The organism is Pedococcus sp. P2_D7, from assembly GCF_056404295.1.
This window is the reverse complement of record NZ_JBFUEH010000001.1, coordinates 110,433-129,005: the sequence shown is the minus strand read 5'-3', so window position 1 is coordinate 129,005 and position 18,573 is coordinate 110,433. Positions and strand designations below refer to the sequence as shown.

At 70.5% G+C, this 18,573-nt stretch carries 19 protein-coding genes; 5 read left to right on the top strand and 14 right to left on the bottom strand.

Features of this window, described 5'->3' with window-relative positions; genetic code table 11:
• Positions 1-120: 120 nt before the first annotated feature.
• Entirely contained in the window at positions 121-528 is a 408-nt protein-coding gene (locus AC1DWJ_RS00620) for a VOC family protein (protein ID WP_457252852.1), read from the top strand.
• A 61-nt stretch (positions 529-589) separates the two neighbouring features.
• On the opposite strand, the gene acnA is transcribed toward AC1DWJ_RS00620, so the two are convergent.
• From acnA to AC1DWJ_RS00605, 3 genes are all read right to left on the bottom strand, one after another.
• Entirely contained in the window at positions 590-3,382 is a 2,793-nt protein-coding gene (gene acnA, locus AC1DWJ_RS00615) for an aconitate hydratase AcnA (RefSeq protein ID WP_457252853.1), read from the bottom strand.
• A 197-nt stretch (positions 3,383-3,579) separates the two neighbouring features.
• Positions 3,580-4,878: a class I SAM-dependent RNA methyltransferase gene (locus AC1DWJ_RS00610; protein ID WP_457252854.1), complete on the bottom strand. Its 1,299-nt coding sequence runs from the start codon at positions 4,876-4,878 to the stop codon at positions 3,580-3,582.
• Positions 4,875-6,881 (bottom strand): APC family permease, encoded by a 2,007-nt coding sequence (locus AC1DWJ_RS00605; RefSeq protein WP_457252855.1) that lies wholly within the window; start codon positions 6,879-6,881, stop codon positions 4,875-4,877. Before AC1DWJ_RS00605 ends, AC1DWJ_RS00610 begins: the two co-directional genes overlap by 4 nt.
• A 79-nt stretch (positions 6,882-6,960) precedes the next feature.
• Between AC1DWJ_RS00605 and AC1DWJ_RS00600 the strand changes: the two genes are divergently transcribed.
• Both AC1DWJ_RS00600 and AC1DWJ_RS00595 read left to right on the top strand, forming a co-directional pair.
• The gene (locus tag AC1DWJ_RS00600) at positions 6,961-7,629 is read left to right on the top strand and encodes a potassium channel family protein (RefSeq protein ID WP_457252856.1); all 669 of its coding nucleotides are present in this window, start codon (positions 6,961-6,963) and stop codon (positions 7,627-7,629) included.
• A 49-nt stretch (positions 7,630-7,678) separates the two neighbouring features.
• Entirely contained in the window at positions 7,679-8,362 is a 684-nt protein-coding gene (locus tag AC1DWJ_RS00595) for a potassium channel family protein (protein WP_056920806.1), read from the top strand.
• Here the strand turns inward: AC1DWJ_RS00595 and AC1DWJ_RS00590 are convergent.
• The 5 genes from AC1DWJ_RS00590 to AC1DWJ_RS00570 all read right to left on the bottom strand — a co-directional run bounded on the left by AC1DWJ_RS00590 (position 8,335) and on the right by AC1DWJ_RS00570 (position 11,291).
• Positions 8,335-9,117, bottom strand: coding sequence for a DUF3159 domain-containing protein (locus AC1DWJ_RS00590; RefSeq protein WP_457252857.1), 783 nt, complete (start codon positions 9,115-9,117; stop codon positions 8,335-8,337). The two genes, AC1DWJ_RS00595 and AC1DWJ_RS00590, sit on opposite strands and share 28 nt — an antisense overlap.
• Positions 9,107-9,526 carry an OB-fold nucleic acid binding domain-containing protein gene (locus tag AC1DWJ_RS00585; RefSeq protein WP_457252859.1) on the bottom strand — a complete coding sequence of 140 codons (420 nt, stop codon included), beginning with the start codon at positions 9,524-9,526 and terminating at the stop codon, positions 9,107-9,109. The genes AC1DWJ_RS00590 and AC1DWJ_RS00585 overlap by 11 nt, the downstream gene beginning before the upstream one ends.
• A 6-nt stretch (positions 9,527-9,532) precedes the next feature.
• Positions 9,533-10,405, bottom strand: a complete 873-nt coding sequence (locus AC1DWJ_RS00580) for a DUF3710 domain-containing protein (protein ID WP_477619766.1) — start codon at positions 10,403-10,405, stop codon at positions 9,533-9,535.
• A gap of 7 nt (positions 10,406-10,412) precedes the next feature.
• On the bottom strand, positions 10,413-10,907 hold the full coding sequence (gene dut / locus AC1DWJ_RS00575; RefSeq protein ID WP_457252861.1) for a dUTP diphosphatase: 495 nt from the start codon (positions 10,905-10,907) through the stop codon (positions 10,413-10,415).
• 84 nt (positions 10,908-10,991) lie between these two features.
• Positions 10,992-11,291, bottom strand: coding sequence for a DUF4193 domain-containing protein (locus tag AC1DWJ_RS00570; protein WP_056920802.1), 300 nt, complete (start codon positions 11,289-11,291; stop codon positions 10,992-10,994).
• 414 nt (positions 11,292-11,705) lie between these two features.
• Here AC1DWJ_RS00570 and AC1DWJ_RS00565 point away from each other — a divergent pair, with 414 nt between their 5' ends.
• On the top strand, positions 11,706-11,891 hold the full coding sequence (locus tag AC1DWJ_RS00565; protein ID WP_457252862.1) for a hypothetical protein: 186 nt from the start codon (positions 11,706-11,708) through the stop codon (positions 11,889-11,891).
• A 70-nt stretch (positions 11,892-11,961) separates the two neighbouring features.
• Here the strand turns inward: AC1DWJ_RS00565 and AC1DWJ_RS00560 are convergent, their stop codons facing one another.
• From AC1DWJ_RS00560 to AC1DWJ_RS00550, 3 genes are read right to left on the bottom strand one after another with little or no spacing between them, the layout of a single operon-like run.
• Positions 11,962-12,843 (bottom strand): inositol monophosphatase family protein, encoded by an 882-nt coding sequence (locus AC1DWJ_RS00560; protein ID WP_457252864.1) that lies wholly within the window; start codon positions 12,841-12,843, stop codon positions 11,962-11,964.
• A 2-nt stretch (positions 12,844-12,845) separates the two neighbouring features.
• Positions 12,846-13,961, bottom strand: a complete 1,116-nt coding sequence (locus AC1DWJ_RS00555) for a ferrochelatase (protein ID WP_457252865.1) — start codon at positions 13,959-13,961, stop codon at positions 12,846-12,848.
• A gap of 13 nt (positions 13,962-13,974) precedes the next feature.
• A complete protein-coding gene (locus AC1DWJ_RS00550) occupies positions 13,975-14,610 on the bottom strand; it encodes a trimeric intracellular cation channel family protein (RefSeq protein WP_457252866.1) in 636 nt (211 codons plus the stop codon).
• 127 nt (positions 14,611-14,737) lie between these two features.
• Here AC1DWJ_RS00550 and sepH point away from each other — a divergent pair, with 127 nt between their 5' ends.
• The gene (gene sepH / locus AC1DWJ_RS00545; RefSeq protein ID WP_457252867.1) at positions 14,738-15,946 is read left to right on the top strand and encodes a septation protein SepH; all 1,209 of its coding nucleotides are present in this window, start codon (positions 14,738-14,740) and stop codon (positions 15,944-15,946) included.
• Positions 15,947-15,995: 49 nt separating this feature from the next.
• Here the strand turns inward: sepH and AC1DWJ_RS00540 are convergent, their stop codons facing one another.
• From AC1DWJ_RS00540 to AC1DWJ_RS00530, 3 genes are all read right to left on the bottom strand, one after another.
• Positions 15,996-16,670: a thymidine kinase gene (locus tag AC1DWJ_RS00540; protein ID WP_457252868.1), complete on the bottom strand. Its 675-nt coding sequence runs from the start codon at positions 16,668-16,670 to the stop codon at positions 15,996-15,998.
• Between the two features lie 11 nt (positions 16,671-16,681).
• Positions 16,682-17,830 (bottom strand): alkaline phosphatase family protein, encoded by a 1,149-nt coding sequence (locus tag AC1DWJ_RS00535; protein ID WP_457252869.1) that lies wholly within the window; start codon positions 17,828-17,830, stop codon positions 16,682-16,684.
• Positions 17,831-17,924: 94 nt separating this feature from the next.
• Entirely contained in the window at positions 17,925-18,545 is a 621-nt protein-coding gene (locus AC1DWJ_RS00530) for a DUF5998 family protein (protein WP_457252870.1), read from the bottom strand.
• Positions 18,546-18,573: the final 28 nt, after the last annotated feature.

Here is an 18,573-nt window from a genome sequence, read left to right as displayed (position 1 = left end):
TGCCCAGCGACGGCGACAGATCGAGCAGGAATCGAGGAGTCTCGGGCACGGCGGCTTCCTAGCATGGGGCCAACCCATTCCCCCGACCCGATCCGACCCGATCCGACCCAGGAGCGCACCATGATCACCAGGCTCAACGTCACGTCCGTCTACGTCCTCGACAAGGAGGAGGCGCTCGACTTCTACGTCGGCAAGCTGGGGCTCGAGAAGAGCAACGACGTCCGGCAGGGCGACTACCGGTGGCTCACGGTTCGGGTCCCGGGCGACCCGTCGACCGAGATCTCGCTGGAGCAGCCGGGTGCGCCCCTGCACGACGAGGCGACCGCCGCCCAGATCCGCGAGCTCGTCACCAAGGGCGCGTTCGGCACGCTGGTCTTCATCGCCAACGACGTGCCGGCCCTCTACGAGTCCCTCAAGGACGCCGGCGTCACCGACTTCACCCAGGAGCCGACCGAGCACTTCTACGGCACCGACATGGGCGTCCGAGACCCGTTCGGCAACCCCATCCGGGTCCTGCAGCAGGGCTGAGGGGTATGCCGCGTGGTGACCACGCGGCATACCCCTCAGTGTTGGTGCGGTGCGGCGGAGCTCAGCTGTTGACGAGCGACCGCAGGACGTACTGCAGGATGCCGCCGTTGCGGTAGTAGTCGGCCTCGCCGGGGGTGTCGATGCGGACCACCGCGTCGAACTCGACCGGGTCGGCACCGTCACGGACCGCGGAGACCTTGACCGTCTTGGGGGTCCGGCCCTCGTTGAGCTCGGTGATGCCCGAGATCGAGATCGTCTCGGTGCCGTCGAGGCCCAGCGACTCGGCCGACTGACCCGCCGGGTACTGCAGCGGGATCACGCCCATGCCGATGAGGTTCGAGCGGTGGATGCGCTCGTACGACTCGGCGATGACGGCGCGGACCCCCAGCAGGCGGGTGCCCTTGGCCGCCCAGTCACGCGACGAGCCTGAGCCGTACTCCTTGCCCGAGAGGATGACCAGCGGGACACCGGCCTCCTGGTAGGCCGCCGAGGCGTCGTAGATGGTGGTCTGCTCGCCGCCCGAGAGGAAGTTCCGGGTGAAGCCACCCTCGACCCCGTCGAGCAGGAGGTTCTTGAGCCGGATGTTCGCGAACGTGCCGCGGATCATGACCTCGTGGTTTCCACGACGCGAGCCGTAGGAGTTGAAGTCCTTGCGGTCCACACCGTGCTCGGCGAGGTACGTGCCGGCAGGGCTGTCGGCCTTGATCGACCCGGCCGGGCTGATGTGGTCGGTCGTGACCGAGTCACCGAGCTTGGCCAGCACCCGCGCGTCGGCGATGTCGGAGACCGGCGTGGTCTCCATCGTCATGCCGTCGAAGTAGGGGGGCTTGCGCACGTAGGTCGAGTCCTCGGCCCAGTCGAAGGTCTTGCCCTCAGGCGTGGGGAGCGACTTCCAGCGCTCGTCGCCGGCGAACACGTCGGCGTAGTCGCTGGTGAACATCTCCTTGTTGATGCTCTCCGTGATGGTCCGCTCGACGTCGGCCGGAGCGGGCCACAGGTCCTGGAGGAAGACGTCGTTGCCGTCGGTGTCCTGGCCCAGCGGCTCGGAGTCGAAGTCGAAGTCCATCGTCCCGGCCAGGGCGTACGCGATGACCAGCGGCGGCGACGCGAGGTAGTTCATCTTCACATCAGGGTTGATGCGTCCCTCGAAGTTGCGGTTGCCGGAGAGCACGGAGACGACGGCGAGGTCGTTCTCGTTGATGGCCGCGGAGATCTCGTCCGACAGCGGACCGGAGTTGCCGATGCACGTGGTGCAGCCGTAGCCGACCAGGTGGAAGCCGAGCTTCTCGAGGTAGGGCCACATACCGGCCTTCTCGTAGTAGTCGGAGACGACCTTGGAGCCCGGCGCCATCGACGTCTTGACCCACGGGGCGACGGTGAGACCGCGGTCGACGGCGTTCTTGGCCAGCATCGCGGCGGCCATCATGACCGACGGGTTGGAGGTGTTGGTGCACGACGTGATCGAGGCGATCGACACGATGCCGTGGTCGATCTCGAAGGACGCCCCCTCGGCGGTCGTGACGGTGACCTTCTTGGACGGACGCTCGGCACCATCACCCTCCGAGGCCGGCTTGTCGCCGCCGTTGGTGCCGTCGGTGCTCCCCTGCGGCGAAGGGTCGCTCGCCGGGAAGGAGGACGCCACGCCGGCGTCACCCTCGTGGTGGGCGACATAGGTCGGCAGCACCTTGCGGAAGGAGTCCTTCGCGTCGGTGAGCGCGATGCGGTCCTGCGGGCGCTTGGGCCCGGCGATCGACGGCACGACGGTGGACAGGTCGAGCTCGAGCCGCTCGGAGTAGCGGGCCTCGGGCTGGTCGGGGCCGGCGTGCAGCCACATCCCCTGCTCCTTGGCATACGCCTCGACCAGGGCGACCGACTCGTCGCTGCGACCGGTAAGCCGCAGGTACTCCAGGGTCACGTCGTCGATCGGGAAAATCGCACAGGTCGAGCCGAACTCGGGGCTCATGTTGCCGATCGTGGCGCGGTTGGCCAGCGGCACGGCCGAGACGCCCTCGCCGTAGAACTCGACGAACTTGCCCACCACGCCGTGCGCACGCAGCTGCTCGGTGATGGTGAGCACGACATCGGTCGCGGTGGCGCCCGCCGGGATCGAGCCCGAGAGCTTGAAGCCGACGACGCGCGGGATGAGCATCGAGACGGGCTGGCCGAGCATGGCCGCCTCGGCCTCGATGCCGCCGACGCCCCAGCCGAGCACGCCGAGGCCGTTGACCATCGTGGTGTGCGAGTCGGTGCCGACACAGGTGTCGGGGTAGGCCACGCCGTCACGGACCATGACCGTGCGGGCGAGGTGCTCGATGTTGACCTGGTGGACGATGCCGGTGCCCGGGGGCACGACCTTGAAGTCCTCGAACGCGGTCTGGCCCCAGCGCAGGAACTGGTAGCGCTCACCGTTGCGCTGGTACTCGATCTCGACGTTCTTCTCGAAGGCGTCGGCGCGACCGAAGACGTCGATGATCACGGAGTGGTCGATGACCATCTCGGCCGGGCTGAGCGGGTTGATCTTCGCCGCGTCGCCCCCGAGGTCGGCGACGGCCTCGCGCATGGTGGCCAGGTCGACGATGCACGGCACCCCGGTGAAGTCCTGCATGAGGACCCGCGCCGGCGTGAACTGGATCTCGGTGTCGGGGTCAGCGGTCTCGTCCCACGCGCCCAGGGCGCGGATGTGGTCGGCCGTGATGTTGGCGCCGTCTTCGGTGCGCAGGAGGTTCTCCAGCAGCACCTTCAGGCTGTACGGGAGGGTCTCGCTGCCCTCGACCGCGTCGAGCCGGTAGACCTCGTAGGAGTTGTCACCGACCTTCAGCTCACCGTGGGCGTTGAAGCTGTTCGTGCTGGCCACTGCCTGCTCCTTCGATGCTCGGAATCGATGCTCTGGGGATGCACCCTCGTGTCGCTCGATACGGGTGCTCGTGCTCGGTCGATTTATCTTGACGTCAAGATATCACGTCGGTCAGGCCTACTGCCTGATCCTGCTCCAAGGCCGCGCCCAGCGAAAGTGGGGAGCGCCCGCGACAGCCGTCGCAGCACCGCCACCGGTCACGTCGCGGCCCTCGTGAACAGGGCAACGCACTCCACGTGGTGGGTCATCGGGAACGCGTCGAAGGCCCGCAGCTCCCCCAGCTCGTAGCCGGCCGCCGCCAGGAATGCCGAGTCCCGGGCCAGCGCAGAAGGGTCGCAGGCGACGTACGCGATGGCCCGCGGCTCGAGGGCGGCGATCTGCGCCGTGACATCGCGCCCCGCTCCGGTCCGCGGCGGGTCGAGCACCACCAGGTCGGCGCGCAGGGGGATCAGCGGGTGCCGGCGCAGCTTGCGCTGCCGTTGCGCGCGGTTGCGGGTGGGGCCCGACCGACTGGCCCGCGGCACGCCGAACGCGTCGTCCACGCGGGCCCGGACCACCGCGACCGACGGGTATGCCGCGAGGTTGCCTGCCGCCGACGCGACGGCTCCGGAGTCCGACTCCACCGCGACGACCTTGCCCGACTCGCCCACCCGCTCGGCCAAGGCTGCGGCGAACAGGCCCACCCCGGCATACAGGTCGAGGGCGATCTCGCCCGCACCGGGCTGGAGCATGCCCGTGACGGTGTCGACGAAGGTCGCCGCCGCTCCGGGGTGCACCTGCCAGAAGCCGCGGGCCGACACCTCGAACGTGCCCGAGAAGGTCTGAGCCGCAACGTGTTCGGTCACGACCGGAGGCTCGGCCTCCCCCGAGGGGATGGCGACCACGACCGCCTCGCCCTCCGAGGGCGCCGCCACGTCGACGGCCGACTCGCCCGACCAGTCGCGCGCCAGGACACCGGTGGCGAGGATGCGCGGATCAGCGATCAGGCAGGTGTCGACGGGCACGATGTCGTGCGACCGACTCCCCCGCAGTCCGGCCCGACCGCTGTCGTCGACCGCGAACTCCACCCGGGTCCGCCACCCCAGGCCCGCCTGGTCGCCCGGGAGCGCCTCGACGGCGACCTCGACGTCCTGCTTGGCCAACCGGGCGAACTGCTCACGCACGACCGATGACTTGAGCTCTCGCTGGTGGGCGAGGGTGGCGTGCTGGAAGTCGCACCCCCCGCACAGGCCGGGGCCAGCATACGGGCAGGGCGGCGTGACGCGGTGCGGACTGGCGTCGAGCACCTCGACGCAGTCGGCCCGGACGAACCGCTGCCCCTCGCGCGCCTCGGTGATCTTCGCGGTGACGCGCTCGCCCGGCAGGGCGTGCCGGACGAAGACGACCCGGCCCTCGTGCCGCGCGACGCAGAACCCACCGTGCGCCACCGCCCCCACGTCGAGGGTCACCAGGTCGCCCACGGCGAGGGCTGCTGGAGCGGGCGGGGTGGTGGTCACTGCCCGAGGCGGACCGAGCCCGCGGTGGGGCCGTCGAACCGCTCCTCCTGGCCCTCCGACGAAGCGAGCTGCCACGGCACGCTGGCCACCATGACCCCGGGGGTGAAGAGCAACCGGCCCTTGAGGCGCAGGGCGCTCTGGTTGTGCAGGACCTGCTCGTACCACTTGCCCAGCACGTACTCCGGGATGTAGACCACGACGACGTCGCGGGGGTGGCCGGAGCGCAACGACTTGACGTACTCGACGACCGGGCGGGTGATCTCGCGGTAGGGCGAGTCGAGGGCCTTGAGCGGCACGGGGATGTCGCGACGGTCCCACTCGTCCTGCAGCGCCTTGGTCTCGTCCGGCTCGACGTTGACCGTGATCGCCTCCAGCTTGGACGGGCGGGTGGCCCGGGCGTAGGCGAGCGCTCGCAGGGTCGGCTTGTGGATCTTGGAGACGAGGACGATCGCGTGCACACGGCTCGGCAGCATCTGGGCGTCCAGGTCGTCGTCGCTGATCCGCAGCTCGGCACGAACGCGCTCGTAGTGCCGCTGGATGCGCACCATGATGAAGAAGATGACGATCATCGCCGCGATGGCGTAGCCGGCCCCGTGGATGAACTTGGTCAGCAGCACCACCACCAGCACGGTGCCCGACATCGTCGCGCCGACGGCGTTGATGACGCGGCTGCGCATCATCCGGCGTCGCACGGCCGCATCACGCTCGAGCCGCAGGTGACGGTTCCAGTGCCGGATCATGCCGGTCTGGCTCAACGTGAACGAGACGAAGACGCCGACGATGTAGAGCTGGATCAGCTTGGTGACCTCGGCGTTGTAGATCACGATGAGCAGGGCCGCCGCGCCGGCGAGGATGAGGATGCCGTTGGAGAAGGCGAGCCGGTCGCCGCGGGTGTGCAGCTGGCGGGGCAGGTAGCCGTCCTTGGCGAGGATCGAGGCCAGCACCGGGAACCCGTTGAAGGCCGTGTTGGCAGCCAGGATCAGGATGAGTCCGGCCACGATCGAGACCAGGACGACTCCGGGGTGGAAGCCGGAGAAGACCGCCTTGGCCACCTGCCCCATGATCGTGTCCTGGACGTAGGAGTCGCCGACCGGTTTGCCGTCGCGGAGCAGCTGGGTGCCGGGGTCCTCGGCGTACTTGATGCCGGTCCACTTGGCCAGGGTCAGCATCGACATGAGCATCGTGATGGCGATGACGCCCATGAGCAGGAGGGTGGTCGCGGCGTTCTTGCTCTTGGGCTTCTGGAAGGCGGGGACGCCGTTGGAGATGGCCTCGACGCCGGTGAGCGCCGCGCAGCCGGACGAGAAGGCGCGCAGGAGCAGGAACATCATCGCGAAGCTGCCGAGGGACTCGAAGCCCTTCTCCGGGGCCAGCGTCAGTCCGGCGCTCTCCGCCTGGGGCAGCGACCCGGAGACCTCGCGGATCAGCCCGACGATGCCCATGCCGATGACGCTCGCCATGAAGAGGTAGACCGGCAGCGCGAACGCCTTGCCCGACTCACGCACTCCACGCAGGTTCATCGCGGTGAGCAGCGCGACCAGCCCGACGGCGACGATCACCTCGTGGCCGCGGATGAAGGGCAGCGCCGCTGCGGCGTTCTGGACGCCCGACGAGATCGACACCGCCACGGTGAGGACGTAGTCGACGAGCAACGACGCGGCGACCGTGAGGCCGGCCTTCGGCCCGAGGTTGGTGGTCGCGACCTCGTAGTCACCACCGCCTGAGGGGTAGGCGTGCACGTTCTGGCGGTACGACGCGACGACGACCAGCATGACGCCGACGACGCACAGCCCGATCTCCCACGAGTGGGTCAGGGCGAGGAAGCCACCAGCCAGGCCGAGCGTCAGGAAGATCTCGTCCGGCGCGTAGGCCACGGAAGACAAGGCGTCGCTGGCGAAGATCGGCAGCGCGAGCCGCTTCGGCAGGAGCGTGTCGCCCAGCCGGTCACTGCGCATCGCGCGTCCGACGAGCACGCGCTTGACGACACGTGAAGAGTTGGGCACGGCCAACACTCTAGGGCGCGGTATCCACGGCTGCGCGGCGCCCTGCGGCGGTGGGAGGGCGCGGTGTAGCGTCGGCGTCGTGCATTTCGTCATCATGGGCTGCGGCCGGGTGGGTTCCTCCCTCGCGCACAGCCTCGAGACCCTGGGCCACGACGTCGCGATCATCGACCAGGAGGAGTCGGCCTTCCGTCGGCTCGGATCCACGTTCGAGGGTCGTCGGGTGACGGGGGTCGGGTTCGACCGCGACACCCTGCACGAGGCCGGCATCGCCGACGCCTATGCGTTCGCGGCGGTCTCCAGTGGTGACAACTCCAACATCCTCGCGGCCCGGGTGGCGCGCGAGACCTTCGGCGTCGAGCACGTCGTCGCCCGCATCTACGACCCCGGTCGCGCCGAGGTCTACCAGCGGCTCGGCATCCCCACGGTCGCCACGGTGAAGTGGACCGCCGACCAGATGATGCGGCGCCTGCTGCCCCAGGGCCACGTCCCCGAGTTCGTCGACCCGTCGGGCAACGTCGTCATCGCCGAGGTGACCGTCAACCCCGGCTGGGTCGGGCGACGCATCACCGAGCTCGAGGATGCGACGGGCGCCCGCGCGGCATACCTGACCCGCTTGGGCGTGGCCACGCTCCCCGCCGCGGACAGCGTCTTCCAGGAGGGCGACCTGCTCCACCTCGCCGCCCTCGCGGCCGAGCTGCCCTCCGTCGAGCGCACGCTCGACGGACCGCCCGCCGTGACCGACCAGTGAGCCCCACGAACACCGAGCCCCACGAACCCTGAGCACGAAGGAACCAAGCATGCGCGTCGTCATCGCCGGTGCAGGCAGCGTGGGCCGCTCGATCGCCCGCGAGCTGCTGCACAACGGTCACCAGGTGCTCCTCATGGACCGCGAGCGCAAGGACGTCCAGGCCAGCAAGATCCCTGACGCCAACTGGCTGCTCGCCGACGCCTGTGAGATCACCGCACTTCACGAGGCCGGGTTGGCCGAGTGCGACGTGGTCGTCGCCGCGACCGGTGACGACAAGGTCAACCTGGTCGTGTCACTGCTGGCGAAGACCGAGTTCGGGGTGCCGCGCACCGTGGCGCGGGTGAACAACCCCAAGAACGAGTGGATGTTCGACGAGGCGTGGGGCGTGGACGTCGCAGTGTCGACCCCACGGCTGATGACGGCCCTGGTCGAGGAAGCCGTGAGCATCGGCGACCTCGTGCGGATCTTCCAGTTCCAGCAGGGCAAGGCGACGATGGTGGAGCTCACGCTGCCGCCTGACAGCCCCTACGCCGGCAAGCGGGTCGGCGACGTCGACTTCCCCGGTGAGACCGTGCTGGTCGGGATCATCCGCGAGGACCACCCGATCGCCCCCAGCCGCGACGACTCGCTCGAACCGCACGACGAGCTGCTGTTCATCTCGACGCCGGAGTTCGAGGACGAGCTCGAGGCGATGCTGAGCCCGGGTCAGAGGGTGCCGCGCGGCGAGGAGTGAACCGAGCCCTCGGGCTCAACCTCTCCCTGCTCCTCCGCCGGTAGTGCGTCGACCTCGGACTCGCGGGCGTCTGCCTCTGCGTCGGGCCGTGCCTCGTCGGCGGGGTCCAGCTCGGGCGGGGTGTGTCCCTTGACGAGCATGAGGCCCATCACGCCGATCCCGGCCAGCCAGAGCGGCCACCCCAGCACGACCTTCGCGACGCCCAGCAGCGCGACCTGGCTCGCGAGGTAGAGCGGCACCATCACCACGAGCCGGATCACGAAGAGCCCGACCAGCACCAGGGTCAACCGCTGACAGACGCGCACGAGACCGCGGTCGCGGTGCCAGCCGACCGGGTCGTCGGCCATCCGCGGGTCACCCGCGCCGACCATGAAGCCCACCAGGGGCCAGCGCAGGGCCACCGAGACCAGGGCCACCGCGAGCATCACGGCGTTCCAGATGATGCCGGGGAGGAAGGCGTCCTCGGCCTTGCCGCTGCGCAGCGCGAAGAACGCGGCGATGGCGGTGGGGAAGACGGCCGACAGGACGTACTGCAGGCTCTGCCGCTGGACCACGCGCACGACGGCCAGGACGACCGTCACCGCCACCGACGCGATGATCGCGATGGTCAGGTCCTGGCGCCAGACCCAGAGGACGACGAACGCCACGGTGGGCAGGGCCGTCTCGATCGAACCGCGCCAGCCGCCCAGGGCGGTCGACAGCCGGTGCCGGATCAGCTCCTCGACGGTGACGCCGGCCGCGGGGTCAGTGGGCACGCAGCGGGACGATCTCGTACGACGGGTTGAAGATCGTCGGGGTGCCGCGGGTGTAGGTCACGCGGCCGTGCGCGCGCAGGTAGGTGCCGGGCTCGATCCCGCCGATCGTGCGACGGCCCAGCCAGACGAGGTTGATCGTGCGGCTCCCGTCGTAGAGGTCGATCACCAGCGCGGGGACGTTGACCCGCGGCCGCAGGGTGACGGCGCGGACGGTGCCGGAGACGGTGGCCTCCTGGCGGTCCTGCAGGTCGCACATGGGCGTACACCCCAGGCGCGCGGCGTCCTCCTGGAGCTCGTCGGCCTCCAGCTGGGTGACGGACTTCGTGAGCCGCTCGGAGAGCTTGGCCAGCGGTGACTTGTGGACCTGCGGCGTCCGCGGGTCGACGGGGGTGAGGTGCTTGATCGCCACGGTGTCCTACCTGACCTCGGTGATTTCGGGACCACGCTCGAACGGCTTGAGGTCGTCGACCCGGCTGGACGACCCAGCGGGGGCGTCGTCCCCGTGATCGTGGTCGTGGTCGTGGTCGTGGGGCGTCTGCATCTCGTCGGGCAGCTTGAGCAGCAGCATCTCGCGAGGGGCCATGGCGCTGTCGCCGCGCACGACCACGGTCCCGCGGACGACCTCGAGCAGCGGCTCGGCCGCGGCGTCCTCGATCGCCGCCCGCCCGGAGAACACGGCGCGCAGGAACCAGCGCGGGCCGTCGACGCCGGCGAACCGTGCCGGGGCGAAGACGGTGCGACCGTCCGGCCCGGCCGAGGGCATCCGGGTGCGCAGCTCGGTGCCGAGCACTCCCCGGGCCTCGTCGGCGGTGCCACCCTGGGCCAGGATCGACTCGGCGATCTCGCTGCGGATGTCGTCCCAGATGCCCATCGTCTTGGGGGCAGCGAAGGCCTGGATCTGCACGGCCGAGTCACCGATCACCGCCGTCGCGCCGACCACCTGGTTGGCCGCCTCGTCGATCTCGAGCCGCAGCTCCATGCCGGGCACGCCCTTGATGCGCAGCGCGCCGAGGTCGAGCCGGCCGTCGTCGTCGTCGACCTCGGACGAGTCGAACGGCCCCGCGGCGCCGGTCCCGGCATCGACCGCGTGGTCGTCCGCTTGGTCGGCCGAGTGAGCGTCGGCCCGGTCGTCGGCCTGGTCGTCTGCCTGGTCGTCGGTGTCGCTGACGTCGCCCAGGTCCGCGAGGTCGAGGTCGGCGGCGCCGGTCCCGTCAGCCAGGTCGACGTCGTCGACGCTGTCGACGGTGTCGGTCGCGTCGGAGTTCTTGCCGCGTCGGAAAATGCCCACTGGTGAGTCAGTCCTTCGTTGTCGGGGGGTGGTCGCCGAAGCCACCACTGGCACCATGTCCAGTGTCACCCCGTGGGGTGGTTTCGAGCGAATCAACCTCGTGGAACTCGACCCGCGCGACCTCTTGCACCACCAGCTGGGCGATGCGGTCGCCACGGCGCACGGCGAAGGCGTCACGGGGGTCGAGGTTGACGAGGTTGACGAGGATCTCGCCGCGGTAGCCGGAGTCCACGGTGCCGGGGGCGTTGACGATGCTGATGCCGTGCTTGGCTGCCAGCCCGGAGCGGGGGTGCACCAGCCCGACCCAGCCGTCGGGGATCGCGAGCGCGACCCCGGTGGGGACCAGGGACCGCTCCCCCGGGGCGAGCGTCACGTCCGTGGCGGCGTAGAGGTCCGCCCCGGCGTCGCCCGGGTGGGCGTAGGACGGGAGCGGGAGCCCGGGGTCGAGCCGCCGGACCGCAACGGCCACCGTCGAGGTCGGAACGCGGGAAGGGCCAGTCACGTGGACTGACCCTATCCCTGCGTCGAGAGGAGGTGCATCCTGCACCGTGGTGCCCACGCTGCCGTCCTCCGTGTCATTGCTCACCTACGCGGCGCACTCCCGGCACACCATCTGACCGCCGGACTCGGAAGCCAGCTGGCTGCGGTGGTGCACGAGGAAGCACCGTGAGCAGGTGAACTCGTCGTACTGGCGCGGGATGACCCGCACCGAAAGCTCTTCGCCGGACAGGTCCGCACCGGGCAGCTCGAAGCCTTCGGCCTGTTCGGTCTCGTCGACGTCGACGCTGGATGCGCTCTTGTCGACGCGGCGGGACTTCAACTCCTCGATCGAGTCCTCGGACAGCTCGTCATCGGTCTTGCGCGGCGCGTCGTAGTCAGTCGCCATGGTCGCTGTCGCTCTCCCTGTTCTGTGGTCGTTCTGGGTCTTCCCGAAGATCGGGAAAAACGATCGGCCGGTGCCCCGGCAATACGATTCGCCCGTGTAACGCTGGTGGTCACGGTTTTGTGCCCGTTGCCGGGCGGGATTGTGCCCTATCCACGGCGCCACGTCACCATCGTGTCCAGATCCGGTCCGCCCGCGTCTCCGAAGCCCCACGTAAGCACCGCCACACGACCGGCGCGCCACCCCGGTCCGCGCGCCAGCGGCATACCAAGTGCTGGTCTGGGTTCACCCAAGATTCACCTCTGACGGGCAACCCCGACTCCCTGTTTCGGCGTCTGAACCCGTAGAGTCCTCACTTCGGCCCGGCCGACCCGACTCGTGAAACGACCATCTGACACACGAAGAGAGGGGTGCACCATGACCGAGTTCCACACCGAGATCACCCAGCGCGCAGCCCGCGCCGTCCAGTCCCTTCGCACGGCCCAGGAGTCCGGCGACGACTACCTCGCCTCCGTCCGTGAGGCCGAGCTCGAGAACCTGGCTCGCCTCGCCTCCGAGCACGGCCTGCGCATCCCTGAGCTCAGCGGCTACAGCGCCGCTTGAGCCAGACCTGCACGACGAAGCCGGTGCCGGGGCCACAGCCCCGGCGCCGGCTTCCTTCATGAGCTCGCTGTCAGAGGGTGGAGTCGGTGCCGGCCCGCCCGGCGGCGCGGAGCACCACCTCGTGCAGGGCGGTATGCAGCGTGGCCGCCGCCGCGACCACCATCCGGTCGCTGGGTGGCTCGCCTCCCAGGCCGGAGAAGACACCGCCCGCCTCCACCAGCACCAGCCAGGCCGCAGCCATGTCCCACGGGTTGAGGCCGCGCTCGTAGTAGCCGTCGAGGCTGCCTGCGGCCACCGAGCAGATGTCGAGGGCGGCGCTGCCGAGCCGGCGGATGTCGCGGACCTCCGGCAGGACGTCCAGCAGCACGGTCGCCTGCCACAGCCGCCGCGCCGTGTCGTAGCCGAAGCCGGTGCCGACCAGGGCGTGGCCCAGCGACGGCGGCTCGGCCACCTCGAGGCGGCGGGCCGGCGCCCGTCCGACCTCGAGCCGGGCCCCGGCACCGGCCCGTGCGCGGAAGAGCTCACCCGTCACCGGGTTGAACACGGCGCCGGCCACGGGCCGCCATGCCCCGGGGATCGTGGGGTCGCCGACCACGGCGGCCACGGACACCGAGTACGAGGGGATGCCGTAGAGGTAGTTGACGGTCCCGTCGATGGGGTCGACGACCCAGGTGATCGTGGAGCGCCCGTCGGTGCCGCCCTCCTCCTCGCCGAGGAAGCCGTCCTGGGGTCGCGCCTCGTGCAGGCGGGTCCGCAGCAGGTCCTGCGCCCGCTGGTCCATGACCGTGACGACATCCGTGGCGGTGCTCTTGGTCTTGGAGACCCCCAGGTTCGGGGGCCGTTCGTCGACGATGAGCCTGCCCGCTTCCATGGCGACGTCGACGGCGAGCGCCTCGAGAACCTCCAGGGTGGCGTCGTCGGGAGTGGTGAGGTCGGGGGTGGCGAGGTCCATGGTCAGTCCCGCCCGCAGAGCGCCGGCTTGGCCGCCCGCAGGTTCGGGCAGCACCCGGGGGCGCACACCGACGGCATGGCCGCTCGACCCGGCCAGGCGGGCACGACCGGCTCCTCACCGCGCGCCTGGGCGGCGCGCTCCAGCACGAGGTCGACCAGGCCGGACACGAACTCGGGGTCGACGCCGACGGTGGGCACGCGGGCCAGCCGGAGCCCGAGGCGCTCTGCCGTGGCGGCCGCCTCGGTGTCGAGGTCGTAGACGACCTCCATGTGGTCCGAGACGAAGCCGATCGGGGCCAGCACGACGGTCGTGGCACCCTCGGCCGCGAGCTCCTCGAGCCGGTCGTTGACGTCGGGCTCGAGCCAGGGCTGGGAGGGCGGACCCGAGCGCGAGCAGAACACCAGCTCACCGGTGAGCTCCGTGTCGAGGGTCGCGTTGACCTCGTCGGTGATCGCCGCCCCGAGCGCGAGGTGCTGGTGGCTGTAGGCGTTGCCGTCCTCGTCGCCGGGCCCGGAGGTGTCGTCCATCGCCGTGGGGATCGAGTGCGTGACGAAGAGCAGGCGGATCCCCTCCGGGTCCACCCCGTCCCGCAGCACCCCGCGCACGGCCTCGGTCACCAGCCGGGTGTTGGCTCGGGCGAACCCGGGGTGGTTGGCGTAGGGCCGGACCTTGTCGAGCTCGATCACGATGCCGCGCTCGGCCACTGACTCCTGGGCTGCGGCGAGGTCCTCGCGGTACTGCCGGCAGGAGGAGTAGGAGGAGTAGGCGCTCGTGACGACGGTGACCAGCCGCTGCATCCCCTGCCGCGCCGCCTCGGCGAGCGCCTCGGCGGTGAACGGGGTGAAGTTGCGGTTGCCCCAGATCACCGGCGTCGGGATCTCGCGACGGTCCAGCTCGGCTCGCAGGGCGGCCAGCAGGGCGCGGTTCTGGTCGTTGATGGGGCTGCGGCCACCGAAGCCGTAATAGTGCTCCCCCACCTCCTCGAGGCGCTCGTCCGGGATGTTCTTGCCCGCCGTGACCGTGCGCAGGAACGGCAGCACGTCCTCCGGCTTCTCCGGGCCGCCGAAGGACAGCAGCAGGATGCCGTCGTAGGGCTCGAGGGGTTGCTCGGTGGTCATGGGGTGGGTCCGTTCATGTGAGGTCTCCCGTGCGCAGTGGTTTGGGGGCGTGGACGTCGAGGACGACCGCCACCATCCGCATGACGAAGACGAGTGCGACACACCCCCAGATGGTGAAGGAGTTGACGAGGTCGTAGTGGTGGGCGGTGACGATCAGGATCGAGCCGAGCAGGGCCGGGAGCGCGTACATCTCTCGTCGCAGCACCTCGGGCACCTGGCCGGCCAGGACGTCGCGGATGATGCCGCCCCCGACAGCGGTGATGCCACCGACGAACACGGAGGTGAGCGGGTCCATCCCGGCTCCGAGCGCCTTGAGCGACCCCCCGATGGCGAAGACGGCCAGCCCCGCGGCGTCGAGCACGCGGACGAAGCGCGAGATGCGTTCGACGCCGGGGTGGTAGAGGAAAGTCACCAGTCCGGCGACGACGGAGCAGGTCAGCAGACGCCAGTCGGAGATGCCTACTGGGGGCAGGGCGCCGATGAGGACGTCCCGGATCACCCCTCCTCCGAGCGCGGCCGCCCCGGACAGGACGAGCACCCCGAACAGGTCGAGCCGCTTCTTGACGGCCACCAGCCCACCGGACAGCGCGAAGGCGAACACGCCGACGAGGTCGAGTGCCAGCTGGAGGTGTGCGTCGAAGGTGAGCATCGCGAGGTCAAAACTACCGTTGCGGCGTGGTCGCTTTCGCCTCGACCTCGGGGATGGCAGAGTCAGCAGCACGGTGCCCGATCCAACGAGCGAGGGCGATACGGGAGACATGCCGATACTGGAGACGATGGCAATGCGGGATTTGCGGCTGATCGGTGTGCAGGAGGACGGCCAGCACCTCTTGCTGTCCGATTCCGACGGAGAGCGCTTCCGCGTCCAGCTCGACGAACCGCTCCGGGCCGCCGCCAGGCGCGACCGGCCCCGCCTCGGACAGCTCCAGATCGAGATCGACGGCGGGATGCGCCCGCGCGAGGTGCAGGCCCTCATCCGTGGCGGGCTCTCGGCCGACGAGGTCGCCGAGCGGTCCGGTTGGCCGGTGGAGAAGGTCCGTCGCTACGAAGGACCGATCCTCGCCGAGCGCGAGTACGTCGCGGGCCTGGCCAGGGCTGTCCGGCTCCGTGGCCGCTCGGCGGGAGGCGCCAGTGCGCCCACCCTCTCCGCCCGCGTGAGCCAGCGACTGTCCGGCCGCGGGGTCGACCCTGCCTCGGCCGACTGGGACTCCGCCCGCGGCACCGAGGGCGACTGGACGATCATCCTCACCTTCCCGGCAGGCGGTCGCGAGCGGCAGGCGCGGTGGTCCTTCGACGTGCAGGCACGCACCGTCGCAGCGGCCGACGACGAGGCGCGCTGGCTCAGCGAGGAGGACGTGTCCGGCACGAGCTCACCCCTGCCGGCACCACACCTCGTCTCTGCCCCCGTGCGGGCGACCACCGTCTACGACGTCGAGGCCGAGGGCGGAGTGGGATCGGCACGCCGGGCAGCGACGCGCTCGACCTCCGCGACGGGTGGCACGCTCGACGAGCCGCTCGACCTCATGTCCGCCATGCGCGAGCGCGCGTCTCATCGGGGGCGCCCACGTCGCCGCAAGAGCCCCGCGACCCAGACTCCCGGCGACGACGCCCCCAGGGACGACGCTCTCCCCCTCGAGGACCTGGCCTACGACCCCGAGTCGATGCCTCCTCCCCCGGCCGCGCGCGGTCCACACCCCCTCGACCAGGCCTCCGATGACGGCTCCGTGGGCCACGACGTGCTGCCCGCGGCGCCGGAGGCACCGACCGAGCCTGCGGGGGCCGAGCGGGGACCCCAGCCGACCGACGCAGCAGACGACACCGACCACCGGGAGCCCGAGCCCGAGGTCGAGGCGACGACCGAGTCGCCCGCCGAAGCGGAGCCCGGGTCGGCCCACCGTCCGGGCGCGGGCTCGGGCAAGAAGTCCGCGCGCCGCAGCGTGCCCAGCTGGGATGACGTCATGTTCGGGGCCAAGCCCCGCGACTAGCTGTACTGACCACACAGGTTGGGTACGCGGGACGCGGGACGCTGGTCGACTAGCCCTGCGGCACGGGGCAGACGTCGAGGTCGAACGGCAGCACGTCGGGGGACGTGGCGGCAGCTCGCGCGGCGGCGGAGTTCATCCGCCGCATGAAGTGCCGGCGGCACAGCACCTCGTACTCCACGAGGGTCTCGGTGCCCGGCTTGGTGTCGCCGACGACGACCTGCTCGCCCTCGACCACCATCACTCCGTCGACCACTCGCGCGTTGTGCGTGGCGCGGCGCCCACACCAGCACAGGGCCTCGACCTGGAGCACCGAGACCCGGTCGGCGAGCTCGATCATCCGTCTCGACCCGGGGAACAGCTGGGTGCGGAAGTCGGCGGTGATGCCGAACGCGAACACGTCGATGCCCATCTCGTCGACCAGCTTCGCGAGCTGCTCGACCTGCTCCGGGGTGTAGAACTGCACCTCGTCACAGATCAGGTAGTCGACGCGCAGCCCGCTGGTCGCGTGCTCGACCACGGCCTCCCAGAAGTCGAGGTCGTCGCTGACCTCGTGGGCGGCGGTCGACAGCCCGAGCCGGGACGACAGCACATCGGTGCCGGCGCGGTCGAGCTTGGTGTAGATCAGGCCCGACCGACCCCGCGCCTGGTGGTTGTGGTCCATCTGGAGTGCAAGGGTCGACTTGCCGCAGTCCATGGTCCCGGAGAAGAAGACGAGCTCAGCCACGAGAGGACACCCTAGGCGTTGTCCCGCGCCGGGACGTGGAACCACGGCACGGCGGACTCCTCGGGTGTCAGGGATCCGTGCAGACCGAGCAGGGCGAGGAGCTGGGGACGGGCCCGGCGCGAGTCGACGATGGCGAAGTTGTCGCGCATCGCCACGACGAGGTCACCGATCCGGGCCCGGTTGACCTCGCTGACCGGACCGAACCACCCCTCGCGGGTGGCCTCCTCGCGGGTGCGGATCCAAGCCCGCTCCCCCACCCGGTCGGCCCAGGTCTGGGCGACGTCGGCGGCCGCCCCCTCCTCGCAGTAGAGCTGCAGGGCGCGCGGCTCTCCGCCGACGTGCCGGATGCCCGCGGCCAGCTCGGCGTCGTGGGCCAGGTCGATCCGCAGTGCGTGCGGGGCGTCGACCATGCCGTGGTCGGCGGTGATGTGGACCGCGGTGTCGCTGGGCACCGAGCGCACCAGCCGGCCGAGCTCGGCATCGATGGCCTCGAGCTCGTCACCCCACTCCCACGACTGGCACCCGTGCACGTGCCCCACCTTGTCCAGCTCGCCCCAGTAGAGGTACACCATCGACCGGGCACTGGCCCGCACTGCTGCCAGGCTCGCGTCGACCCGTTCGGCGAGGGTGTCTGCGGCCCGGAACCTCCCGCCCCGCAACGCTGCTCGCGTCAGGCCCGACCCGTCGAAGAAGCCCGGGCCGACGCGGGTGACGGACACCCCAGCGCCTTCGACGACCTCGAAGACGGTCTGCTGTGGTTGCCAGGCGAGGGGGTCGGGACCGTCCTCCCAGGACAGCTCGTTGACCAGCCGGTCCTCGCCCGGCACCAGCACCTCATAGCCCAGGAGGCCGTGGGAGCCAGGCGGAAGGCCCGTCCCGAACGTGCCCATCGAGGTCGCGGTCGTGGCGGGGAACCCGGCGGTGATCCGGTGCGCGGCCGGCAGGAGCGAACGGAGGAAGGGAGCGTGCCCACCGCGTCGGCGGATCAGCTCGTAGCCCAGCCCGTCGACGAGGACGACGACCGCTCGCCGGGCCCCGGGCAGCGGCAGGTGACCGGGACCGGCATACCGTGGCACGCCCAAGCTGGCGGCGACGGCCGGCAGCACCCCGGCGAGGCCGGACTGGTCGTATCGGGGCGGGAGCAGACCTTCGTGGGGCATCGGCTAGGGGTTCGCCCGGGTCAGGTCGAGAGATTCGGCCGCGACGGTCGGGTCGGTCGGGTCGAGCAAGGACTGACCGCGGTCGCGACGCACCTCAGCTGCCGATGCTCGCCGAGAGCTCTCGCGCGAACCCCAGGGCGTGCTGCAGGGCCGCCTCGCCCTCGGCATCGGCACTGATCCGCAGCGAGATGTCGTCGGATGCGACGCTGCCCTCGTAGCCGTGGTCGGCATCGCAGTCGGGGTCGGCACACGTGGCGGGCATGAGGTCGATCCGGCTGACCGCCCCCCAGCCCAGCGTCAGCGTGATCTCGCGTCCGAGCGAGCCGGGCTGGTACTCCTGCGGCCGCGCGACGACGTGCGTGATCATCACGCCCCGCACCGCCGACAGGGGCACGCTCTCGGTCGTGGCGGTCGCGACGTCCTCGTGGCCGGGTCGCTCGTCGGTGTGGTCGTCGGCGTGGGCGATGACCAGCCGGGTGCCGGTCAGGGCCAGCACGGTGATGTGCCGACGGACGACGTCGTGGTCGAACGTCGTCTCCTGGTGCACGAGGTGCGACACCACTTCCTCCGAGCCGAGTGCGGCCTGGACCACGTCTGCCACGAGTGCCGGGTAGTAGCCGGCCTGCTCGATCGCCCGCGTCAGGTCGACCGGCAGCGGGATGAGGGGTGCAGCAGCACTCTGCGACGAGGCACTGTGCGAGGAGGTGGGACCCATACGTCCATCTTGCCCTAGGCCGACCGGT

Excerpts from the sequence above, each read along its gene's own strand:
- AC1DWJ_RS00620 (WP_457252852.1), top strand. The coding sequence starts at position 121 with ATGATCACCAGGCTCAACGTCACGTCCGTCTACGTCCTCGACAAGGAG.
- AC1DWJ_RS00595 (WP_056920806.1), top strand. The coding sequence starts at position 7,679 with ATGCGCGTCGTCATCGCCGGTGCAGGCAGCGTGGGCCGCTCGATCGCC.
- AC1DWJ_RS00570 (WP_056920802.1), bottom strand. The coding sequence starts at position 11,291 with ATGGCGACTGACTACGACGCGCCGCGCAAGACCGATGACGAGCTGTCC.
- AC1DWJ_RS00565 (WP_457252862.1), top strand. The coding sequence starts at position 11,706 with ATGACCGAGTTCCACACCGAGATCACCCAGCGCGCAGCCCGCGCCGTC.
- AC1DWJ_RS00560 (WP_457252864.1), bottom strand. The coding sequence starts at position 12,843 with ATGGACCTCGCCACCCCCGACCTCACCACTCCCGACGACGCCACCCTG.
- AC1DWJ_RS00555 (WP_457252865.1), bottom strand. The coding sequence starts at position 13,961 with ATGACCACCGAGCAACCCCTCGAGCCCTACGACGGCATCCTGCTGCTG.
- AC1DWJ_RS00550 (WP_457252866.1), bottom strand. The coding sequence starts at position 14,610 with ATGCTCACCTTCGACGCACACCTCCAGCTGGCACTCGACCTCGTCGGC.
- sepH (WP_457252867.1), top strand. The coding sequence starts at position 14,738 with ATGGCAATGCGGGATTTGCGGCTGATCGGTGTGCAGGAGGACGGCCAG.
- AC1DWJ_RS00535 (WP_457252869.1), bottom strand. The coding sequence starts at position 17,830 with ATGCCCCACGAAGGTCTGCTCCCGCCCCGATACGACCAGTCCGGCCTC.
- AC1DWJ_RS00530 (WP_457252870.1), bottom strand. The coding sequence starts at position 18,545 with ATGGGTCCCACCTCCTCGCACAGTGCCTCGTCGCAGAGTGCTGCTGCA.